Raw genomic sequence first — 18,055 nt, 5'->3', positions numbered from 1 at the left:
TAGATCAATGCAACAGTCCTGCACTCATCGCTGCATCTCGCAACTTGTTGTAGTCGGCATCATTGGCTGCGACGTATTCCTTCGCGTTCAGCAGATCGAGCAGAGACTTCTGGTCAGGACTCCCAGCATTCAGGCTCCGCATGGCGTTTGTGAACGCGTCGACGGTCTTCGAGTCCAGGTTTTTATTCGCCACCCAGACATAGTCGAAGAAGGGCGGCGTCGTGTAGAACACACGAACCGTATCCGGCTTCAACTGGCCGTTCCCGAGCATCTTCTTGTAGACCTGCTCATCCATCGCGCCGGCTTCTGCTTTGCCGTTCGCAACAGCGAGAGCGGTAGCATCATGAGCGCCGCTGTAGCTCGCATTCTTGATGACGTCCGCCGCAACCTTCTCCTGCTGCATGTAATAGAGCGGCATCAGATGCCCGGAGGTCGAGTTGACGTCCCCGAAGACGAAGTGTCCATGCAGGTCGGCGAGGGAATGAACCTTCGACTTCGCTTGCGTGATGAACACGGAGTGGAACTGCTGGTCGATGCCACGCTGTACCAGCGGCCGGACGCCCGCGCGTGCAGACGCCTGCACGTAAGTGAAGCCGCCCAGATAAGCAATGTCCACCTTGTTATTCGCCAGCGCTTCCACCACTGCGGCGTAGTTCGTCGGAATGGTCAGCTCCGGTGTCTCGCCGGTCTGCTTCTGCCAATAGGCAAGCAACGGCTGGTTCTGCCGCAGCGCCTTGCCGGGATCGGTCGTGGGAATCATGCTGATCCGCAGGCGGGCCTCGTTGGAGGATGGCTTCGCTGTGCAGCCGGCAAAGACGACGAGTGCGAGCATGCATACGCCAACGGCAATGCGGTGAATCCGCCACGAGTGAGACGACTGCAGATTGCTAAATAGCAACATTGTTTCTCTCCAGACCAGCACTACCCGAGTCGTCAACGGACCCATGCTAGCAGGCGGTACAGCAGCCCGGTCCGTTGCGTCTGATGCTCTTCCAGCAGCACGTCCAGCCCCAGGCTGCGCCCCGGCGGAAGGAGCGAGAACTGCACCATGACGAGAATGAGAAAGATATAAGTCCAGGGCCATTCGCCCGGCGAACGATATAGTCCCTGCGACAAATTCAGCGCCATCGCCGCTCCCAGCACCGACCCGAACCGAGACCACAGCCCAAGTAGTAACGTGGCGCTGATGATGAACTCCACGAGGAAGACCTGCGGCGCGAAGAAGGCAAAGTGGCCCAGGATGACCTTGGTTACGAACACTCTCTGCAGGTCAGTGGACGAGTACTTCACCATCTCGTTGGTCCAGAAGCGAAGTCCGTTGTAGTCCGGCGGCACCTTCCAAATCACCTGTTGCCACCACATGGCGCCGACGACCAGGCGCGCCACCCATGTCCAGACATGGAGCAAGGTACGTTGCTCGGCGTGGCGGCGATACACGTAGATACCGATCGCGATGCCCGCCAGCAGTAGCAGGTCGAACACGATGGTGGTCCACATGTGGCCGCCGAACATGTACTTGAAGCTGTCGTTGATCCAGTTCGTTCTCATGCCATTTCCACTTAGGCCACCTTGGGTCCAGCGAGAGTAACACTGGCGCGAGCGGGTCCAGTTTTCGTCAGCGGGGCCACTGTGGACCGCACCAACAGAGCTGGGCCTCTGCGCAGTGGCGCGACAGGTGCGTTTTTCATCCCTCAGTGCGGCAGGCCTGGGCCAGCAGCCGAATAGCATCCGGCAGCCCGGCCGCATCTGTCGCGGAGAAGCACAGCCTTAGGTATTGAGCATCGGGCGTACCCGCATAGAAGGCGCGGTCCGGCGCGAACGAAGTGCCCAGCCGCTGCGCATGAACCAGCAGCGCCTCCTGATCGCGCGGCTGGCTCAGCCGGCACCACAGGTAAAGACCACCCAGGGGTTCAGCGAAGCTGATCTCTCCAGCCGAGAAGTTCTTTCGCAGTTCGCGAACCGCGATCGTCTTCAGCGCTAAGTGCTTTTGCCGCAGGCGGACGAGGTGAGATGCGAGCGTGCCGTTCTCGATCATCTCCGCAAGCGCGAGCTGGCCAAGACCTTCGGTGAATAAATTGGCGCGCATCTTGATCAGAGAAAGCTGCTTCACGATGCGCAGGGGAGCGACGATCCAGCCGATACGCAGTCCGGGCGCAAGCAGCTTAGAAAACGTGCTCAGCGAGATGACAATATTGCTCTGGTCGAGCGCCAGCAGGGAAGGCGGGATGACGTTATCGAACGTCGTCTGTGAGTACACGTCATCTTCGATCACCGGCACCTGGTGTCGCGCCGCGGTCTCGAGCAGTTCGACCCGCTGTTGTTGCGTCATCGTTCGCGAAGTTGGATTGTGATGGGTCGGCATCGTGAAGATGAACTTCGGACGGTGCGCCATCAGCAGCCGCTCCAGCGCATGGGCAGACCATTCCTTGGTGTCCCACTCGTGCAGCACGGCTCCGGCCGCGCGGAACGCCTGGATGGCGCCAGGGTAGGTGGGCCGCTCCATGACCACAGCATCGCCCGGATCGATAAAGCAGCGGGCCAGCAGGTCGATGCCCTCCTGCGCACCGGCAACAATCAGCACGCGCGCCGGATCCACCTTCTGCTGCGCGGCAATGGCCTGCCGCAGACGGGGCTGCCCCTCCGTAGGAGCCATCGAGATCGCTGTCACGGCCTGCGAGGTGAGCACCCGGTCGATGGCCGCGCGGTAGTCGGCCTGAGGAAAGCAGGAGATCAGCGGTGTACCCGCAGAGAGCTTGTAGCCAGAGGAGGGGAAACTGCCCTGCGCCAGCAGCTCCAGCACGGGCTCATCGAGAACGTGAGCGCGTTGCGCCACCTTGTCGCTCCAGCGCAGTGGAGTCGCGCTCGCCGAACTCTGCTGGCTCACAAAGGCCCCGCGTTGCGACAGCCGCCGGATCAAGCCCTGGGTCTCCAGAAGTTCGTAAGCGGCGCTGACTGTATTGCGACTGAGCCCTAGCGATTTCGCCAGTGCGCGTTCGCCCGGCAGGCGGTCGCCGAGCAGCAGCGTGCCTTGGCCGATCCTCTCCGTGATCGAGCGCGCCAACTGCTGCAACAGGGGATCGCGTCCTCCGCGATTGAGCGTGACCGCGAATCCCGCGCTCTTGCGCAGCGCACGTCGCCCAACGGGAGGCCGCGCCAGTCGCGCCGGAATCGCTGCTCGCGTGAGCATCGGGTCATTCGTGACCGGAACGTCAGTCGTATTCAAGCCTGGTCCAGGCGTCATCGCAGCACTCCAGGTTCGAGCGATCAGGCAGATGCGCTTGATCCGCTAAACCTAGCATCCTCCCGAGGGAACAAACAGACAAGGCCAGTTTCGATCGGGTGGTGCCAGACCAACTTCCAATGCCGGGACCCGAGGGGGTTCATTTAGCTTGGCAATATGGCGGGGCCAGACACCCTATCGGAACAATGCGCTCTTATCCGGCATGATCAGGAACAACCGAAGCACTGCAACGCGGCATGAACTTCCGCGTGCTCGATCCGGCCCAGCCCTCGCGCGAGTGGGACGGCCTATGCGCGCTCACCGTGATGGCCAAGGCGCCCGTGCCCGGCCAGGTCAAGACTCGGCTCAGTCCGCCGTGTACGCCGGAGCAGGCTGCGGCACTCAACATCGCCTTCCTGAAAGACACCATGAACACGCTTGCCTGCGCAGCGTCCGGACGGCGCGCGGTGCCGGTGGTCAGCTACACCCCGTTCGGCCAGGAGGCTGCATTCGAGGGCGTCCTGCCGCAGGGTTCGCTCCTGTTGCCGCAGCAGGACGGCACCTTCGGCAAGCGACTGCTCGGTGCCGCGCAGGATCTTCTCCAGTGCGGGTTCGGTGCGCTCTGCCTCATCGACTCCGACAGCCCAACTGTGCCAGCCCAGGAGTATGAAACCGCACTTCGCATCCTCGGCTGCGAACCGGGGCTGCCCGGTGAGGCCGACACAGTCGTGCTGGGTCCCGCAGACGACGGCGGCTACTACCTGATCGGCATGCGGCAAGCGCATCCGGAGCTCTTCGAGGATGTCGCGTGGAGCACCGCGTCCGTGCTGCGCGATACTGAACGGCAGGCGGAGCGCCTTAGCCTCCGGGTCCGGCATCTTCGCACCTGGTATGACGTGGACGATGCGCCGATGCTCGAACGGCTGATGCTGGAGCTGCGGACCGAGGGCGAGTCCCGGGCACCGCACACGGCGGCTGCGCTCGCCGCGATCGAACGAGAGGCCCGCGCCCGTGTCGACCGTTAGTTCGAGAATCAATGCATGGCGTACCCCAACCGCGATGGCGACCAACCTGGGCCTGCTACTGCTGGGGGCTCTCTTCGTTGAGCTCACACGAACCGGCGTGCACGAGTTCTCGCACTTCACCCACGGACTGAGCGAAACCATCTTCTGCCAACTTGCGATCTGGTTAGGTGGGCTGTCGGTAATCGAGCGCGGACGTTCGAATCGGCTGACTCTCTGGATCATTCTTGCTGTCGCGCTCAGTGCGCGCATGCTGGCCGTCGCCGCGCCGCCATTCCTCTCGACCGATGTGTATCGCTACGTCTGGGACGGGGAAGTGCAGCACGCGCACATCAATCCCTATCGCCACATCCCGGCGGACCCACAACTCGCAGGCTTGCGAGATGCTCAGGTCTATCCCCGCATCAACCGCCGGGACTACGCCCACACCATCTACCCGCCCGGCGCGCAGATGGTGTTCTATGCCGTCACCTCCGTCCGCTCCTCCGTGGTTGCGATGAAGGCGGCGATGGTTCTGTGCGAGGCTATCACCTGCTGGGCGCTCCTGCTGTGTCTCGGTGCGATCGGCGCAGCCCGGGAGCGCATCCTGCTCTACGCGTGGCAGCCGGTCTGCGTGTATGAGATTGGCAGCAGTGGGCACGTGGACGCAGGCGCGCTCACCGCAATCGCGCTGGCACTGCTCTGGATGCTGCGCGGTCGCTGGAAAGGCGCAATCGCATGGCTGGCCGGCGCTACGCTGATCAAGCTCTACCCCGCAGCGCTGCTGCCGGCTCTGCTGCCACAGCGTCTGCGTGCTGCGGCGTGGGGAGTCGCGTTGTTTGCCGGCCTGGTCGTCCTCGGCTACGCTCCGTATCTCACGGTCGGTAAGGGCGTCCTTGGCTTCCTTCCTGCGTATGCGCAGGAGGAAGGCCTCGAAAGCGGCACTCGCTACTTCCCGCTGCAACTGTTTGAGCGCATCACCCACCTGTTCATTCGGCCAGAGTTCTACCTGGTGCTCTGCGCCGCCGGACTCGCTGTGCTCGCCTGGCTATGCTGGCGTCGCGCCGGCCGGACTGCAGAGGAGGGAATCCGCAGCGGGCTCGTGCTGGCTACCGCGCTGACGCTCTGCTTCTCTCCGCATTACCCCTGGTACTTCCTGTGGCTGCTACCCTTTGTTGTGCTGTGGCCATGGCGACCGGCGATCTACCTGGTCCTCGCGGCGACATACCTGCTGTCCACGCAACTGGGATTGCCGGGAGAGCCGATGTTCCGCATGAACAGTTGGCTCTACGGTGGATTTTGTTTCTTCCTGCTGATCGCCGACCCACTCGAGCGCCGGGCTGCCGTGGCGTTCGCAAGTCGTCTCTCTGGCAGTCCGGAGCCGCCGCACATGCTGGATGCCCACACGACCATGCTGACAATCGCGAGGGAACATGAGTGACACATTGGTGAGTCCGCCGCAGTCCATGCGCCGCTACTTCGAGCGTCCGGAGGATGAACTCTCCGTCATCGTCGAGCAGGAGCCGGTCTGCCTCTACCTCGAGGTGACAAATCGCTGCAACCTGCTCTGCACCACGTGCCCGCGCACCTACGAGCAGTTGGAGCCCGAGGCTGATCTCTCCTGGGAACTCTTCGTCAAGATCGTCGACCAGGCGCAGAACCTCAAGCGCGTCGTGCTGCACGGGGTCGGCGAACCGATGCTCGTGAAGCACCTGCCGCAGATGGTTGATTACCTGCGCCGGCGCGGCATCTACGTCCTCTTCAACACCAATGGAACGCTGCTCAACGAGCGCAATGGTCGCGCGCTGATCGACGCCGGATTGAATGAGTTGCGAGTCTCGCTCGATGCCGCGGATGCAAGCGTCTTTCAGCAGGTTCGCGGCAAGGACATGTTCGATCGCATCGTGAAGAACGTGCGCCGCTTCCGCGAGATGCAGATCAGCGGTGGGCACGAGCTGCCGCGTGTCTCGCTCTGGCTGACCGGCTTGCGGGAGACGCTGCACCAGCTCGAAGAGTTCGTGCGCATCGCCGACTCGCTCCATGTCCGCGAGGTCTACCTGCAGCGCCTCGTGTTCTTCACCGAGGGCGGCCACGGGCTGGCTCGACCGGAGAGTGCCTTGTTCGAGAAGACCACCGTGGACGAGGAGGCAGTAATCGCCCGCGCCACGTCGCTCGCCGAATCGCTCGGCATTACATTCAACGCCTCAGGCGCTACCGAGCCCGGCACCAGCATCAAGAAGAGCCGTGACGACAGCCCCTGGTCGCTATGCCGACGTCCCTGGTCGCTGATGTACTTTACCGCGACCGGGCGCGCCATCCCGTGCTGCATCGCGCCCTTCTCCATGCATGGTTACGGCAGCTTCACCTTGGGCGATGCGACACAACAGACCTTGCGCGAAATCTGGAACGGGCCTGCGTACCAGCAGTTCCGCGGCCAATTGATGAGCGATGCGCCGCCCGCGACCTGCAGCAATTGTGGGTTGCGATGGAGTCTGTAGCACCGCGTGTCACCCTCATCATCCCGGCACTGAACGAGGAAGAGCCGATCGCCGCCGTCGTGCAGGCGATACCCCGGGGCTGGGTCCGCGAGTGCATCGTCGTCGATAACGGCAGCACGGACGGGACGGCAGCAGTGGCTCGCGCTGCCGGCGCGCGAGTTGTCGCGGCCCCGGCTCGCGGCTACGGGCGCGCCTGTGCGGCTGGCGTGGCCGCTGCCGATCCAGCCTCCGACATCCTGGCCTTCCTCGATGGGGACGGCAGCGACAATCCCGCGCAGCTGCCCGCTCTGCTGGCGCCAGTCATCAACGGCACGCATGATTTCGTGATCGGATCGCGCACGCGCGGCCGCGCCGAGCCGGGAAGCATGCTGCCCTCCCAGGTGCTCGCCGCCTGGCTCGCCGGCAGGATTATTCATCTGCTCTATGGTGTGCGCTATACGGATATGGCGCCGATGCGCGTGATTCGCCGCGACTGCCTGGAGCAGTTGCGCATGTCGGAGATGACCTACGGGTGGAACCTCGAGATGCAGATGAAAGCAGCGCAGCGGCGGTTACGCATTCTCGAAGTGCCGGTCGATTGCCGTCGGCGGCAGGGTGGCGTGTCCAAGGTGTCGGGCTCTCTGCGCGCGTCCATCAAAACGGCGTGGCGGCTGGTTCTCGTGGTGTTCCGCGTCGGCAGTCTGCAACGTCTGCACGCGCGGAACAGCGTCACGCCGCTGTCCTGAATATTAGGTTGCGCTAGTCGCCCACGATACCGTGACTGAGTGCGTACCGCGTCAACTCCGCCGTCGTGCGGATGCCGAGCTCGTTCATCAGCGCGTTGCGATGAAACTCAACCGTCTTGACCGAAATGTTCAGCGCGGACGCGATCTCTTTGGCCGACTTGCCCTCGGCGATCAGCTGCAGTGTCTCGCGCTGCCGCACCGTCAGTTGCCGGCCGAACATGGCCCCGGGGTTCAGGCGGTCGCTGCGTGTCGAGGTCAGGTGCGGATCGCGCGATTGCACCAGCGGCGTCACATAGAAACGCCCGACCAGTGCGAGCCGAAGCGCGTGGCGAAGCTCATTTGCGGCCGACTGCTTGGCCACGTATCCCATCGCGCCCACCTCGAATGCGGCGCGAACATAAGCAGGGTCGAGCTGCTGGGTCACAAAGACCAGCTTGGCGCTGGGCACCTGTCTCCGGATGCGGCGTGCCGCCTCCATACCGTTCAACTCCGGCATCGAGATATCCAGCACCACCAGGTCCGGCTTCAGCCGCTCGGCCTCTTCCACCACGGCGCGGCCGTTCGACACCGAGCCTGCAATTTCAAACTCTGTCCGAAGGAGGCCGGCAAGGCCTTCCAGCATCAGCGAGTGATCGTCGGCGAGTAGTACGCGTTTCATGATTCGTACCTCTCAGTCTTGATTGAGCGGAATGCAGACATGGATCGTTGTGCCTTCGCCCAAGGCGGAACGCACCTCAAAGGTGCCTCCTGCATTGCGGGCGCGCTCCTGCATGCTGATCATTCCCAGCCCGCCGCCGGGGGTCTCTGCTTCCTGATCGAACCCCATTCCAAAGTCCACGACCCTCAGCTCCAACCGGCCGCTAACAAACTGCAACGAAACCTTCACGTGCGTGCGCCCGGCGTGTTTTGTCACGTTCCGCAAGGCTTCCTGTGTGATGCGGTAGATCGCCGTCGCGGCAGCATCGGGGAAGGTCTCCGGAAGTTCGCTGGCAGAGAAGGTGGCAGGCATCCCTTCACGCATGCCGAACTCCTCGACCAGCGCCCGCAACGCTGCGGGCAGCCCCAGATCTTTCAACATCGACGGATGCAGTTGGTGAGACAGCAGCCGCACGTCCGTATTCAGTGCCTGTAACTGTTCGCGGGCGGAGTCGAGGGTCGGCCCTGATCCCGTCCCGGTCTGCACCTGTGTCAGTTGGATCTCGATCAAGCTCAGCCGCTGGCTCACATCGTCGTGGAGCTCCCGCGCCACGCGCTCCCGCTCTTCTTCCTGCACGGTGAACAGGTGTGCCGCCAGGCTGCGCAGCTCTTCCTTCGTGCGGTTCAGCGCTCGCTCGGTGAACTGCACCTTGCTCTGCAGCGCCTCCTTCTGTTCTGTCACCTGGCGCTCGGACTCACGCCGCAGCGTAATGTCCTCGAGCATCAGCAGCAGGATGCGTTCTCCTTCTGTCGCCAGCACCTGCACATTCACCAGCATGGTGAGCTTCTTGGCCGTTCCCGACTCGTGCTCGAACGAGATGGTGCGATCGGGGAACGCGAGCAGATCTTCGAGCTTCGTCCGCATGCCATCGATGGACCAGAGGTGCTGCATCAGGTCGGGCAGGGAGCGCCCGTCCAGCTCCTTCGCATTCATCTCGCTCAACTCGCGAAAGGCCTGGTTGGAGGTGCGGATGCTCAGATCGCCATTCGCCACCACGACCGGCACAGGCACGCTCTGCATCACCGTGCTCGCGAAGTGATGCGCGTCTACCAGTTGCTGCTGGCTGCGCCTGAGCTGGTCGATGTCGAGCAGCACTACGACCAGCCCCTCGATCTTGTTTTCCGCCGTGCGATACGGGCGGACGCGGAGCAGGTGCCAGCGGCCGTCACGATCCTGGACTTCGAGCTCGCGCGTGCCCAGCGTTTCGAGCACCTCGTGCAGAATGGGCTCGATGTTTTCCAGGCTGAGCTGCAGACGGATTTCGCCGATCGCTCGACCAATGTCCGCCGAGCGCACGCTCAGCAGCCGCTGCATCGGCGGGGTGAACTGCCGGATGTGCAGGTCGCTGGTCAGCATCAGCAGCGGAATGTTGACGCTGTTCAGCAGGTTGGTCAGATCGTTGCCGGTCTGCGTCAGCACGGTGTTGCGCTGCTGCAGCTCTTCATTCACCGTCTGCAGCTCTTCGTTCGCGCTCTGCAGCTCTTCCTTGGTCGTCTCCAGCTCTTCGTTGGTGCTCTGCAACTCCTCGTTCGCGGACTGGATCTCCTCGTTCGCCGACACCAGCTCCTGGTTGCGTGCATCGCGCTCTTCGATCAGCGATTGCAGGTGGAAGCGCGTGGAGCTGAGGTCCTGCCGGAGCTGCGCAATCAAACGATCCTTCTCATCCGGAGTCAGGGCGTTGTAGGCCAGCATGTCCACTGGCCCTGCCTGGGCAGTTGCGGCAGCCTGGAACAGCACCAGGTAGCAGCGGGTGCGCGCCATCGCACTCGTGATGGGCAGCACATCGATCTGAACCTTGTGCTCGCCTCTCTCCGGGTCATTCAGCACTGCAGTTGCGGTCGCCGGCACATTTTCGCGAATGGCACGTTGCACAGCGTTGCGCGCCTCGCTGGCAACACCCTCCTTCAGCACGCGAAGCAGGTTCCAGCTCACGCCACCCGGCGAGAGCTCGATGTACGGACTGGTCTGTCCCCGCGACTGGATGACGTTCAGCCGCTCGTCCACAATCAGCCCCGGTGGCCCGAAGCGCGCCAGCACAATCCGGTCCGCCGCCCGTTGCAATTCCATCTCGGGCCAGATGTTCGTCTCGCTCAGCGCACCGGCATGACGTGGTGTGCCGGCGGGCTGCGTCAGCGAGTAGTTGCGCGGCATGTCGTAGCTGTTTGGCAGCAGGACGCCGCTCTTCTGGTAAATCTTGTGCTTGCGATCCACTGTCGAGAAAATGTCGCTGTAACCGCGCAGCCCCTCTGACATGCCAAGCATGATGTAGCCGCCCGGCTCGAGCGCATAGTGAAACGTGATCATCACCTGGCGCTGCAACATCTGGTTGAAATAGATCATCACGTTGCGGCAGCTCAGGATGTCGATATGCGAGAACGGCGGATCGTTGCACAGGTTCTGCCGCGCAAAGATGCAGGTGTCACGCACGCGCTTGGAGACCTGGTATCCGCGATCCACCTTGACGAAGAACCGGCGCAGCCGCTCGGGCGAAATCTCGTTCGCGAGCGACTCCGGGTACACCGCCAGCCGCGCCATCTCGATCGACTGGTCGCTGGCATCCGTACCGAAGACCTGCACTGGCACATCCAGTCCGTTCGCCGAAAGGTATTCAATGATCTGGATCGCGAGTGAGTAGGTCTCCTCACCCGTCGAGCAGCCGGCCGTCCACACCCGCAGCGGACGATCCGTACTCCGCTCCCGCAGCAGCTCCGGCAGCACGTTGTCGCGGATCGAATCCCACAACCCCGGGTCGCGGAAGAACCGGGTGACGTTGATGAGCAGGTCCTCCTGCAGCAGGCGCAGCTCCTCTGGCCGCAACTGCAGCAGCTTGTAGTAGTCCGCCAGACTGTCCTTGCGCATCAGCAGAACGCGGCGCGCCATGCGCCGCCGCAGTGTCTCCGGCTTGTACTGGCGCATGTCCAGCCCGGACACGTTGCGCAGCAATTGCAGAATGCGCTGGTACGAATGCTCGTCATCCGGCGGCGCCACGCCGTTCTCGAGCGAGCGCACCTCCGGCCGGGAGAACTGGTAAGCCAGCCGGCCCAGCTCGACTGCCAACTCCGCCGGCGGCACCACCAGGTCCACGTGGTCGGCAGAGATAGAACTGCGGGGCATGCCCGGCTGATCCGCGGTCGACGGCGTCTGCACCAGGGCGATGCCGCCCTCCCCCTTGATCGTCTTCAGCCCGGATGCGCCGTCTGAATCGGCTCCGGACAGCACCACGCCGATCGCATGATTCTTCTGGTCCGCTGCGAGCGATCGGAAAAAGGTGTCGATGACCAGAGGGGGACGCGCGAAGTCGCTGCGATCCTCGACCACGAACATGCCGCCCTTCATCTGCAGGATCTGGTTGGGCAGCAGCACGTACAAATGATTGGGCAGGGGGCGCTCGCCGGCGATCACCGGGCGCACCGGAATCCGCGTGTACCGCTCGATGATCTCGGTCAGGTAGCTCTTGTGGTCCGGCGACATGTGCGTCACCAGCACAAAAGCCATCCCCGTAGTGGTGTCCAGGTTCTCGAGAACTTCGCGGAAGGCCTTCAGGCCGCCTGCGGACGCGCCAAAGCCGACCACTGGGTAGGGTAGGGAAGGCGTGTGTTGCGCCTCCGGCGTCGGCTCAATCGAGAGGTTCAGCAGCGCCGATCCATGCCGGCTCTCTTCGAGAGCTTCCGGGTCAACAGGGTGCCCCGCTACGACGAGCGCGACAGAAACCTCCTCGGGCGTCTCTTCACTATTCCCTGCTTCGGCCAACTCTTCGGGGGGCGAGTGCTGATCGTCGGTCGGATGACCAGCGACTTTTCTATCTTTTTTCTTCATGGGAGCGCCTGTTGCAGGGCAAGGATAACTCGCAATGCCGCGCGGTAAAGGATCGAAAAGAGACTCGCGAAGCGTCGCGATTGCGGCCCAACCTGAGGCGCAGCAGCGACAGGACCGTCGCTTGCTGAGAGGGGAAGGCTCCTGGCCGAGGTCTCTCACTCCGGGCCGGACTCGTCCACCCCTAGGATGTCCCAAATCAGTAGGGGTAGTCCAGCTTCCCCAGACAACATAAATATTGTTGGCAGTCGTCAACACCGTGGTCTGCCGAGGCGACGAAAGCCGAGTCTGCTCCGGAATTCTGGAGACCTGTCTCGCATCCAATTTAACAAATGGTGAGAAGGGACATCATTGCTATCGGCGGCTCCGCCGGCGCGTTCGACGTCGTCCAGGAACTCGTCTCGCGTCTTCCCGCGGACCTGGATGCGGCAATCTTCCTCACCCTGCACCAGTCCGAGCGCGGCGAAGGCATTCTGCCCGGAGTGCTCAATCGAGTCGGGCCGCTGCTGGCGCTCCATCCTTGGGATGAGCAGCCGATCCAGAAAGGCCACATCTACGTTGCGCCTCCCGATTATCACCTTCTCCTGACCGGAGCGACCGTTCACCTTGGGCACGGTCCCAGGGAGAACCTGCACCGGCCCTGCATCAACACCATGTTTCGCTCCGCCGCCGCCCACCACGGAGAGCGCGTGAGCGGTCTTCTGCTCAGCGGCATGCTCGACGATGGAGCCGCCGGACTCTGGGAGATCCAGCAGCGCGGTGGCGCCACCATCGTGCAGGACCCCAAGGAAGCCGCCTACCGCTCCATGCCGGAGAGCGCGATCCGTGGCCTCAACGTGCAGTACATCCTGACCACGCCCGAGATCGCTCCACTGCTGACCAGGTTGACCATGGCAGAAACGAACGGATTTCGACCGCTCCATGCGCCTGCCCCCGAGGGGGAGTTGACCCGGCAGGCCTGCCCCGAGTGTGGTGGCGTCATGCGCGTTCGCTCCCTGGGCCGGCTGAAGGAGTTCTCCTGCCACGTCGGGCATCGCTTCGGCTTGAAGACAATGATCGCGGAGAAAAGCGGCACCATCGAGCGCGCCATGTGGAAGGCCGTGGGCCAGTCCGAAGAGCTCCTCGATCTGCTCGAGCAGGAGAGGGCAGAGCTTGATCCCTCGGCCGCGGAAGCACTCGCAGCCGAGATCGCCCAGCGCCAGCAGATGCTCGAGACCATGCGCACGCTGGTCGAGCGAGAGACCACCTCGGCGCTGCTCCCCGATGCGCCCCGTCCCGACACTCTCAATACCGACACTCTCGATACTGAGTCCCGCTGACCTGCGCGCCTGACCTGCGCGCCGTTCCCCTATGCCTGTTCTGACAGATGCTCTGTGACCGCGCGAACAAACCGCGCCGGATCGGCCGTGCACCCGGCAGGCGCGCTTGCCCGACTCTGCTGTCCGGGTTCAGAATGATTCGGAAAGCGTTTGCGCTCACTTCCGCACCGACCTTTAATCAAACCGTCCTCGCATTGCCGATACTGATCCCGGAGGCATCTTCCGTGCCTGATACACCCGAATCGAAAAAGCCGAAACTCGCGTTCACCCGCCGCGGCTTCCTGAAAGGCGCCGGCGTGACCGCCGCCACCACCGTGCTGGAGACGGCCACCGCACTGGCACGCGAAGCCCAGCAGGGCGCAAAAGACGATCCCTCGCTCGGGCCGGATGCTGTCGATCTGAAGCTGCACGTCAACGGCAAAGTGCACGCCGTCAAGGTCGAGCCGCGCTACACCCTCGCCGAGACACTGCGGGACAACATCGGGCTCACGGGCACCAAGGTCGTCTGTGATCGCGGCTCCTGCTCGGCCTGCACGGTGTGGGTCGACGGCACACCGCAGCTCGCCTGCATGACGCTTGCGGTAGACGCCGTGGGCCACAAGATCACCACCATTGAAGGCCTCGGCGACAGCCAGCGCCTGCACCCGGTGCAGGCCGCCTTCGTGAAGCACGATGCCATGCAGTGCGGCTTCTGCACACCCGGCATGGTCATGAGCTGCGCAGCGCTGCTCGAGCGCAATCCGAACCCGGATCTCGCCGCTGTCAAGCACGCGGTCAGCGGCAATCTGTGTCGCTGCGGCACGTATCCCAAGGTGTTCGCTGCCACGCTCGATGTGGCACGCGAGCGCCAGAGTGCCAGCCTCATCTCACTCACCCGGGCAGAGGAGGTCTAACCATGGCACCTGAGCTGATCAACGAAGTACTGCCCGCAGACGGTATCCAGAGCAACAGTCAGAGCGGCACCCAAAACGCAAGCCAGAGCAGCGGCCAGCAGAAGTCCCGTCCGCAGGGCGTGCAGGGCGAAGCCAAGCCCACCCGCGAGGCTGAGCACAAGGACGCGGCGACGCCGACCACCGCCGCCACGCCTGGCCCCAAGCGCAAAGATTCCTTCCTCATCGGGATTCCGCAGGACGGTCTCAAGCACATCGAGCGCGAAGTGCCAGCGGACGAGCCGCCACCGCTCGCGCAGAACTCCGAGCTGACCTACATCGGCAAGCCCACCATCCGTTACGACGGTCCGGCGAAAGCGACCGGCGCCGGCCGCTACACCGCGGACGTCAACTTGCCCGGCATGCTCTACGCCGAGATGATCACGGCCACCGTGCCGCACGGCAAGATCACGTCGATCGACACCAGCGCTGCCGAGAAGCTTCCGGGAGTGAAGGCCGTCCACGTCATCGAGCACACGTACGGACTCGCGGAACTGCGCGATCCCAAGCTCGAGACGCCATCGCGTTACCCGATCATCCGCTACGCAGGGCAGCCCATCGCCGGTGTTGCCGCGACCACCCCGCAGATCGCCCGCGATGCAGTCGCCTTGGTCAAGGTGCAGTACGACACGATGCCGTTTGTCGTCGAACGCGGCGCAGCCCGCGCCACCGACTCACCCAAGGTCTTTCCGGGTCCCGCCGATGCCGCCGGCAGCGCGGGCGGTGGTGGCGGTCCCAAGGGCGTGCCGCAGGTCGGCAACGTCCATGGGCCGCAGCGCAAGACAGTCGGTGACGTCGCGCAGGGCTTCAAGGATGCCGACGTCGTTGTCGAGGGTGAATACTTCACGCAGGTGCAGACCCACTCCGCGCTCGAGACGCACGGCTATGTCGTCGACTGGAAGCCGGAAGAGGTCACGGTCTACGCCTCCACGCAGGGCACCTCGAGTGTCCGCAACGAATTCGCGGACGTCTTCAAGCTGCCCAAGAGCAAGGTTCGCGTCATCACCGAGTACATGGGCGGTGGCTTCGGTGCGAAGTTCGGCGCAGGCAACGAGGGCGTGGTCGCGGCCTACCTCTCGCAAAAGGCTGGTGTCCCGGTCAAGCTGATGCTCAACCGCAAGCAGGAGCACATCGTCAGCAATCGCCCCGACTCGCACCAGATCCTGAAGGTTGGCGCGAAGAAGGACGGCACGCTGACCGCGGTCCAGCTCACCAGCTATGGCACCGCCGGTGTCGGCACGGGCGCAGGCACGGCCGGCCCGGCAACGAATCTCTACAAGACCGCCAACCTGCTGACCGAGGAGTACGACGTCTTCATCAACGCCGGTCCTGGTGCGGCGTTCCGCGCACCGGGTCATCCGCAGGGCTGCTTCGCGTATGAGCAGGTGATCGACGATCTCGCGGTCAAGCTCAGCATGGACCCGATGGACCTCCGCGACAAGATCGACGAGAGTCCGGCACGGCGCGTGGAGCGGCAGATCATCCGCGAGCGCACCAACTGGAAGAGCCGCCGTCCCGCAGGCGCGGACTCTGGCCCGATCAAGCGCGGCGCCGGCATGGCGCAGTCAGTCTGGTACCGCTTCGTCAACATGAACAGCTCGTGCGAGGTCCGCGTCTCCCGCGATGGCTCGGTCGAGCTGATGTCCGCGGTGCAGGATCTCGGCACCGGCACCAAGACCATCCTGGCGCAGTGCGTGGCTGAGGAGTTCGGCATCCCGCCCGAGCAGATCATCGTTCGCATCGGCGACACGCGCTACCCCATCGGTCCAGACTCCGGCGGCAGCATCACGGCAGGCTCGATCACGCCGGCAGTGCGCAACGCCGCCTACCACGCGAAGCAGCAGCTCTTCGCGGCAGTCGCGCCGAAGCTCGGCACCACGGCGGACCAGCTCACGGTGCATCAGGGCAAGGTGATGGTCGCGGGCGACGACTCCCGCACCTACACGCTCAAGCAGATTGCCGCGAAGATGCCGACCGATGAGATCTCCGCGCGCGCCACGCGCCGTCCGGAGTATGCCAAGGACAAGATCACCTACGGCGGCGTCGACTACGTGGAGCTCACGGTCGATACCGAGACCGGGCGCGTGCACATCGACAAAGTCTTCGGCGTGCATGACTGCGGTCGTCCGATCAACCCCACCGGCGTCATCAGCCAGGTGAACGGCGGCATTCTGCAGGGCATCTCGTACGCATTGTTCGAGCAGCGCATCATGGACGACCGCTCGGGCCACATGCTCAACGCGAACCTGGAGAACTACAAGATTCTCGGCTCCCGCGAAGTGCCGGAGATCGAAGTCGTGCTGATCGAAAACTACCTCGCGCAGAGTTCGACCGATGCAGCCGGCATCGGCGAATCGGCCGGGATCATCACATTGGCCGCGGCGATCGGCAACGCGTTCTACAACGCGACCGGCGTCCGCATGCACCACATCCCGATGACGCCGTCGCGCGTCCTGACAGCGCTCGGCAGGATCAGCACGGAGGAGCAGGCATGAACAAGTTTGTCTACGTCGATTGCTCAACGGTCGACCAGGCGCTCTCCGAGCTCGACGGCGGAGCGGTGGTCAAGGCAGGCGGCATTGACCTGCTCGACCTGATGAAGGAAGGCATTCTCACGCCTCCCAAGCTGGTCAACATCCGCAACATCGAAAGCCTGCGCGGCATTCGCGCGGGCGACAACGGCCTGCACCTCGGCCCGCTGGTCACGCTCAGTGAAATCGCCGCGCATCCGGAGGTGCAGAAGAGCTACGCTGCGTTCTCCGATGCCGCTGGGCACGCAGCCACGCCGCAGGTGCGCAACATGGCCACGCTCGGCGGCAACCTCACGCAGCGCCCGCGCTGCTGGTACTTCCGCTCGAGCGACTTCGACTGCCGCAAGAAGGGCACCAGCGAAGACTGCCACGCGCACGAGGGTGAGAACCAGTATCACGCGGTGATGAACAACGAGACCTGCGCCATGGTCCACCCGTCATCCACGGCCGTGCCCCTTCTGGCGATGGATGCACAGCTCGAACTCACCAGCAAGCGCGGCAAGCGCACGGTCGCCATGCGCGACTTCTACACCGCGCCGGAGAAGAGCCTGATCAACGAGACCGCTCTCCAGCCGGGCGAGCTGATCACCGCCGTCATGGTGCCCACGCCCGCAGCGGGCACGCGCTCCGCCTACCAGAAGTACGGTGAGAAGGAGAGCTTCGACTGGCCGCTGGCCGATGCAGCCATCGTGCTCGAGATGGATGGGGATCGCTGCCGCAAGGCTGCGGTCGCCATGGGCGTCGCCGCCCCAACACCGATTCGCTCGGCGACGGCGGAAGCCGCGCTCACCGGCAAGACCATCGACGAGGCCACCGCACGTGCCGCGGCAAAGGCTGCCATGCAGGATGCCACGCCGCTCTCCGGCAACGCCTACAAGGTGCAGCTCTTCGAAACAGCCATCTACCGCACCATCCTGCTGGCCGCCGGCAAGATGCAGCGCGACCCCAGCGCGATCGGATAGGAGATCCTCGATGTCAGCATCGCTTGTGCAGATCCGTTGTGCGTCGCTTCGCAGCAAGTCTTCGTACGGAGCCTTTGGTGACTTCGCGGACGACATGGAGGAGCTCGTCGGCTCCACCACTACCTACTGGTGTCTGAAGACCATGGGTAAGGCTGGTCCGGATGAACACTACGTCCATAGGTCAAACTGCCAGCAGGGCCGCGCCTGCTGGGAGCCGTGCGAGTCCTGATCGCCTTCGCACGCTAGCCGCCTCGCGCGCCGTTGGGGAACACTGTGACTCAGGACCGTTCTGCTCGGAAACCGTTCGCGTCTACATCGGACGCCAGACCCACTCGCCGCTCTTTTCTGCAGGCGGCTGCA

The 18,055-nt window shown here is 63.8% G+C and carries 14 protein-coding genes; 9 read left to right on the top strand and 5 right to left on the bottom strand.

Annotated elements, in window-relative coordinates; genetic code table 11:
- Positions 1–4: 4 nt before the first annotated feature.
- The 3 genes from phnD to AC5IJH_RS02810 form a co-directional block, all read right to left on the bottom strand.
- Positions 5–901 (bottom strand): phosphate/phosphite/phosphonate ABC transporter substrate-binding protein, encoded by an 897-nt coding sequence (gene phnD, locus AC5IJH_RS02820; protein WP_491901276.1) that lies wholly within the window; start codon positions 899–901, stop codon positions 5–7.
- 32 nt (positions 902–933) lie between these two features.
- Positions 934–1,548: a DoxX family protein gene (locus tag AC5IJH_RS02815; protein WP_491901275.1), complete on the bottom strand. Its 615-nt coding sequence runs from the start codon at positions 1,546–1,548 to the stop codon at positions 934–936.
- Positions 1,549–1,684: 136 nt separating this feature from the next.
- Positions 1,685–3,241, bottom strand: a complete 1,557-nt coding sequence (locus AC5IJH_RS02810; RefSeq protein WP_491901274.1) for an aminotransferase-like domain-containing protein — start codon at positions 3,239–3,241, stop codon at positions 1,685–1,687.
- A gap of 236 nt (positions 3,242–3,477) precedes the next feature.
- Between AC5IJH_RS02810 and AC5IJH_RS02805 the strand changes: the two genes are divergently transcribed.
- Genes AC5IJH_RS02805 through AC5IJH_RS02790 form a run of 4 tightly spaced genes read left to right on the top strand, consistent with a single transcriptional unit; the run spans position 3,478 to position 7,444 of the window.
- A complete protein-coding gene (locus AC5IJH_RS02805) occupies positions 3,478–4,245 on the top strand; it encodes a TIGR04282 family arsenosugar biosynthesis glycosyltransferase (protein ID WP_491901273.1) in 768 nt (255 codons plus the stop codon).
- Between the two features lie 34 nt (positions 4,246–4,279).
- The gene (locus tag AC5IJH_RS02800) at positions 4,280–5,662 is read left to right on the top strand and encodes an MptA/MptB family glycosyltransferase (protein WP_491901272.1); all 1,383 of its coding nucleotides are present in this window, start codon (positions 4,280–4,282) and stop codon (positions 5,660–5,662) included.
- On the top strand, positions 5,655–6,719 hold the full coding sequence (locus tag AC5IJH_RS02795; RefSeq protein WP_491901271.1) for a radical SAM protein: 1,065 nt from the start codon (positions 5,655–5,657) through the stop codon (positions 6,717–6,719). The genes AC5IJH_RS02800 and AC5IJH_RS02795 overlap by 8 nt, the downstream gene beginning before the upstream one ends.
- Entirely contained in the window at positions 6,707–7,444 is a 738-nt protein-coding gene (locus tag AC5IJH_RS02790; protein ID WP_491901270.1) for a glycosyltransferase family 2 protein, read from the top strand. The genes AC5IJH_RS02795 and AC5IJH_RS02790 overlap by 13 nt, the downstream gene beginning before the upstream one ends.
- Positions 7,445–7,457: 13 nt before the next feature.
- Here AC5IJH_RS02790 and AC5IJH_RS02785 read toward each other — a convergent pair whose 3' ends face one another.
- Together AC5IJH_RS02785 and AC5IJH_RS02780 are read right to left on the bottom strand one after the other, a co-directional pair.
- Positions 7,458–8,102, bottom strand: a complete 645-nt coding sequence (locus AC5IJH_RS02785) for a response regulator (protein WP_491901269.1) — start codon at positions 8,100–8,102, stop codon at positions 7,458–7,460.
- A gap of 12 nt (positions 8,103–8,114) precedes the next feature.
- Positions 8,115–11,957, bottom strand: coding sequence for a CheR family methyltransferase (locus AC5IJH_RS02780; RefSeq protein WP_491901268.1), 3,843 nt, complete (start codon positions 11,955–11,957; stop codon positions 8,115–8,117).
- Positions 11,958–12,286: 329 nt separating this feature from the next.
- Here AC5IJH_RS02780 and AC5IJH_RS02775 point away from each other — a divergent pair, with 329 nt between their 5' ends.
- The 5 genes from AC5IJH_RS02775 (at position 12,287) to AC5IJH_RS02755 (ending at position 17,924) form a co-directional block, all read left to right on the top strand.
- Positions 12,287–13,273 (top strand): chemotaxis protein CheB, encoded by a 987-nt coding sequence (locus AC5IJH_RS02775; RefSeq protein ID WP_491901267.1) that lies wholly within the window; start codon positions 12,287–12,289, stop codon positions 13,271–13,273.
- Between the two features lie 224 nt (positions 13,274–13,497).
- Positions 13,498–14,166 carry a (2Fe-2S)-binding protein gene (locus AC5IJH_RS02770; RefSeq protein WP_491901266.1) on the top strand — a complete coding sequence of 223 codons (669 nt, stop codon included), beginning with the start codon at positions 13,498–13,500 and terminating at the stop codon, positions 14,164–14,166.
- Positions 14,167–14,168: 2 nt separating this feature from the next.
- On the top strand, positions 14,169–16,697 hold the full coding sequence (locus AC5IJH_RS02765) for a xanthine dehydrogenase family protein molybdopterin-binding subunit (RefSeq protein WP_491901265.1): 2,529 nt from the start codon (positions 14,169–14,171) through the stop codon (positions 16,695–16,697).
- On the top strand, positions 16,694–17,695 hold the full coding sequence (locus AC5IJH_RS02760; RefSeq protein ID WP_491901264.1) for an FAD binding domain-containing protein: 1,002 nt from the start codon (positions 16,694–16,696) through the stop codon (positions 17,693–17,695). The genes AC5IJH_RS02765 and AC5IJH_RS02760 overlap by 4 nt, the downstream gene beginning before the upstream one ends.
- A gap of 10 nt (positions 17,696–17,705) precedes the next feature.
- Positions 17,706–17,924: a hypothetical protein gene (locus tag AC5IJH_RS02755; protein WP_491901263.1), complete on the top strand. Its 219-nt coding sequence runs from the start codon at positions 17,706–17,708 to the stop codon at positions 17,922–17,924.
- Positions 17,925–18,055 lie beyond the last annotated feature (131 nt).

Origin of the sequence: Candidatus Dedyshia acidiphila (assembly GCF_051025295.1) — a bacterium.
In the GTDB taxonomy this organism is placed as follows: Bacteria; Acidobacteriota; Terriglobia; order Terriglobales; family Acidobacteriaceae; genus KBS-83.
Note: the sequence above shows the minus strand (reverse complement) of the source record. Positions and strands in the feature narration are given on the sequence as shown.

What these genes read in the sequence shown, in the direction of transcription:
- AC5IJH_RS02760 (WP_491901264.1), top strand. Translation starts at nt 16,694, where the DNA reads ATGAACAAGTTTGTCTACGTCGATTGCTCAACGGTCGACCAGGCGCTC.
- AC5IJH_RS02765 (WP_491901265.1), top strand. Translation starts at nt 14,169, where the DNA reads ATGGCACCTGAGCTGATCAACGAAGTACTGCCCGCAGACGGTATCCAG.
- AC5IJH_RS02795 (WP_491901271.1), top strand. Translation starts at nt 5,655, where the DNA reads ATGAGTGACACATTGGTGAGTCCGCCGCAGTCCATGCGCCGCTACTTC.
- AC5IJH_RS02805 (WP_491901273.1), top strand. Translation starts at nt 3,478, where the DNA reads ATGAACTTCCGCGTGCTCGATCCGGCCCAGCCCTCGCGCGAGTGGGAC.
- AC5IJH_RS02780 (WP_491901268.1), bottom strand. Translation starts at nt 11,957, where the DNA reads ATGAAGAAAAAAGATAGAAAAGTCGCTGGTCATCCGACCGACGATCAG.
- AC5IJH_RS02815 (WP_491901275.1), bottom strand. Translation starts at nt 1,548, where the DNA reads ATGAGAACGAACTGGATCAACGACAGCTTCAAGTACATGTTCGGCGGC.
- AC5IJH_RS02785 (WP_491901269.1), bottom strand. Translation starts at nt 8,102, where the DNA reads ATGAAACGCGTACTACTCGCCGACGATCACTCGCTGATGCTGGAAGGC.
- AC5IJH_RS02755 (WP_491901263.1), top strand. Translation starts at nt 17,706, where the DNA reads ATGTCAGCATCGCTTGTGCAGATCCGTTGTGCGTCGCTTCGCAGCAAG.
- phnD (WP_491901276.1), bottom strand. Translation starts at nt 901, where the DNA reads ATGTTGCTATTTAGCAATCTGCAGTCGTCTCACTCGTGGCGGATTCAC.
- AC5IJH_RS02790 (WP_491901270.1), top strand. Translation starts at nt 6,707, where the DNA reads ATGGAGTCTGTAGCACCGCGTGTCACCCTCATCATCCCGGCACTGAAC.
- AC5IJH_RS02810 (WP_491901274.1), bottom strand. Translation starts at nt 3,241, where the DNA reads ATGACGCCTGGACCAGGCTTGAATACGACTGACGTTCCGGTCACGAAT.
- AC5IJH_RS02800 (WP_491901272.1), top strand. Translation starts at nt 4,280, where the DNA reads ATGGCGACCAACCTGGGCCTGCTACTGCTGGGGGCTCTCTTCGTTGAG.
- AC5IJH_RS02775 (WP_491901267.1), top strand. Translation starts at nt 12,287, where the DNA reads ATGGTGAGAAGGGACATCATTGCTATCGGCGGCTCCGCCGGCGCGTTC.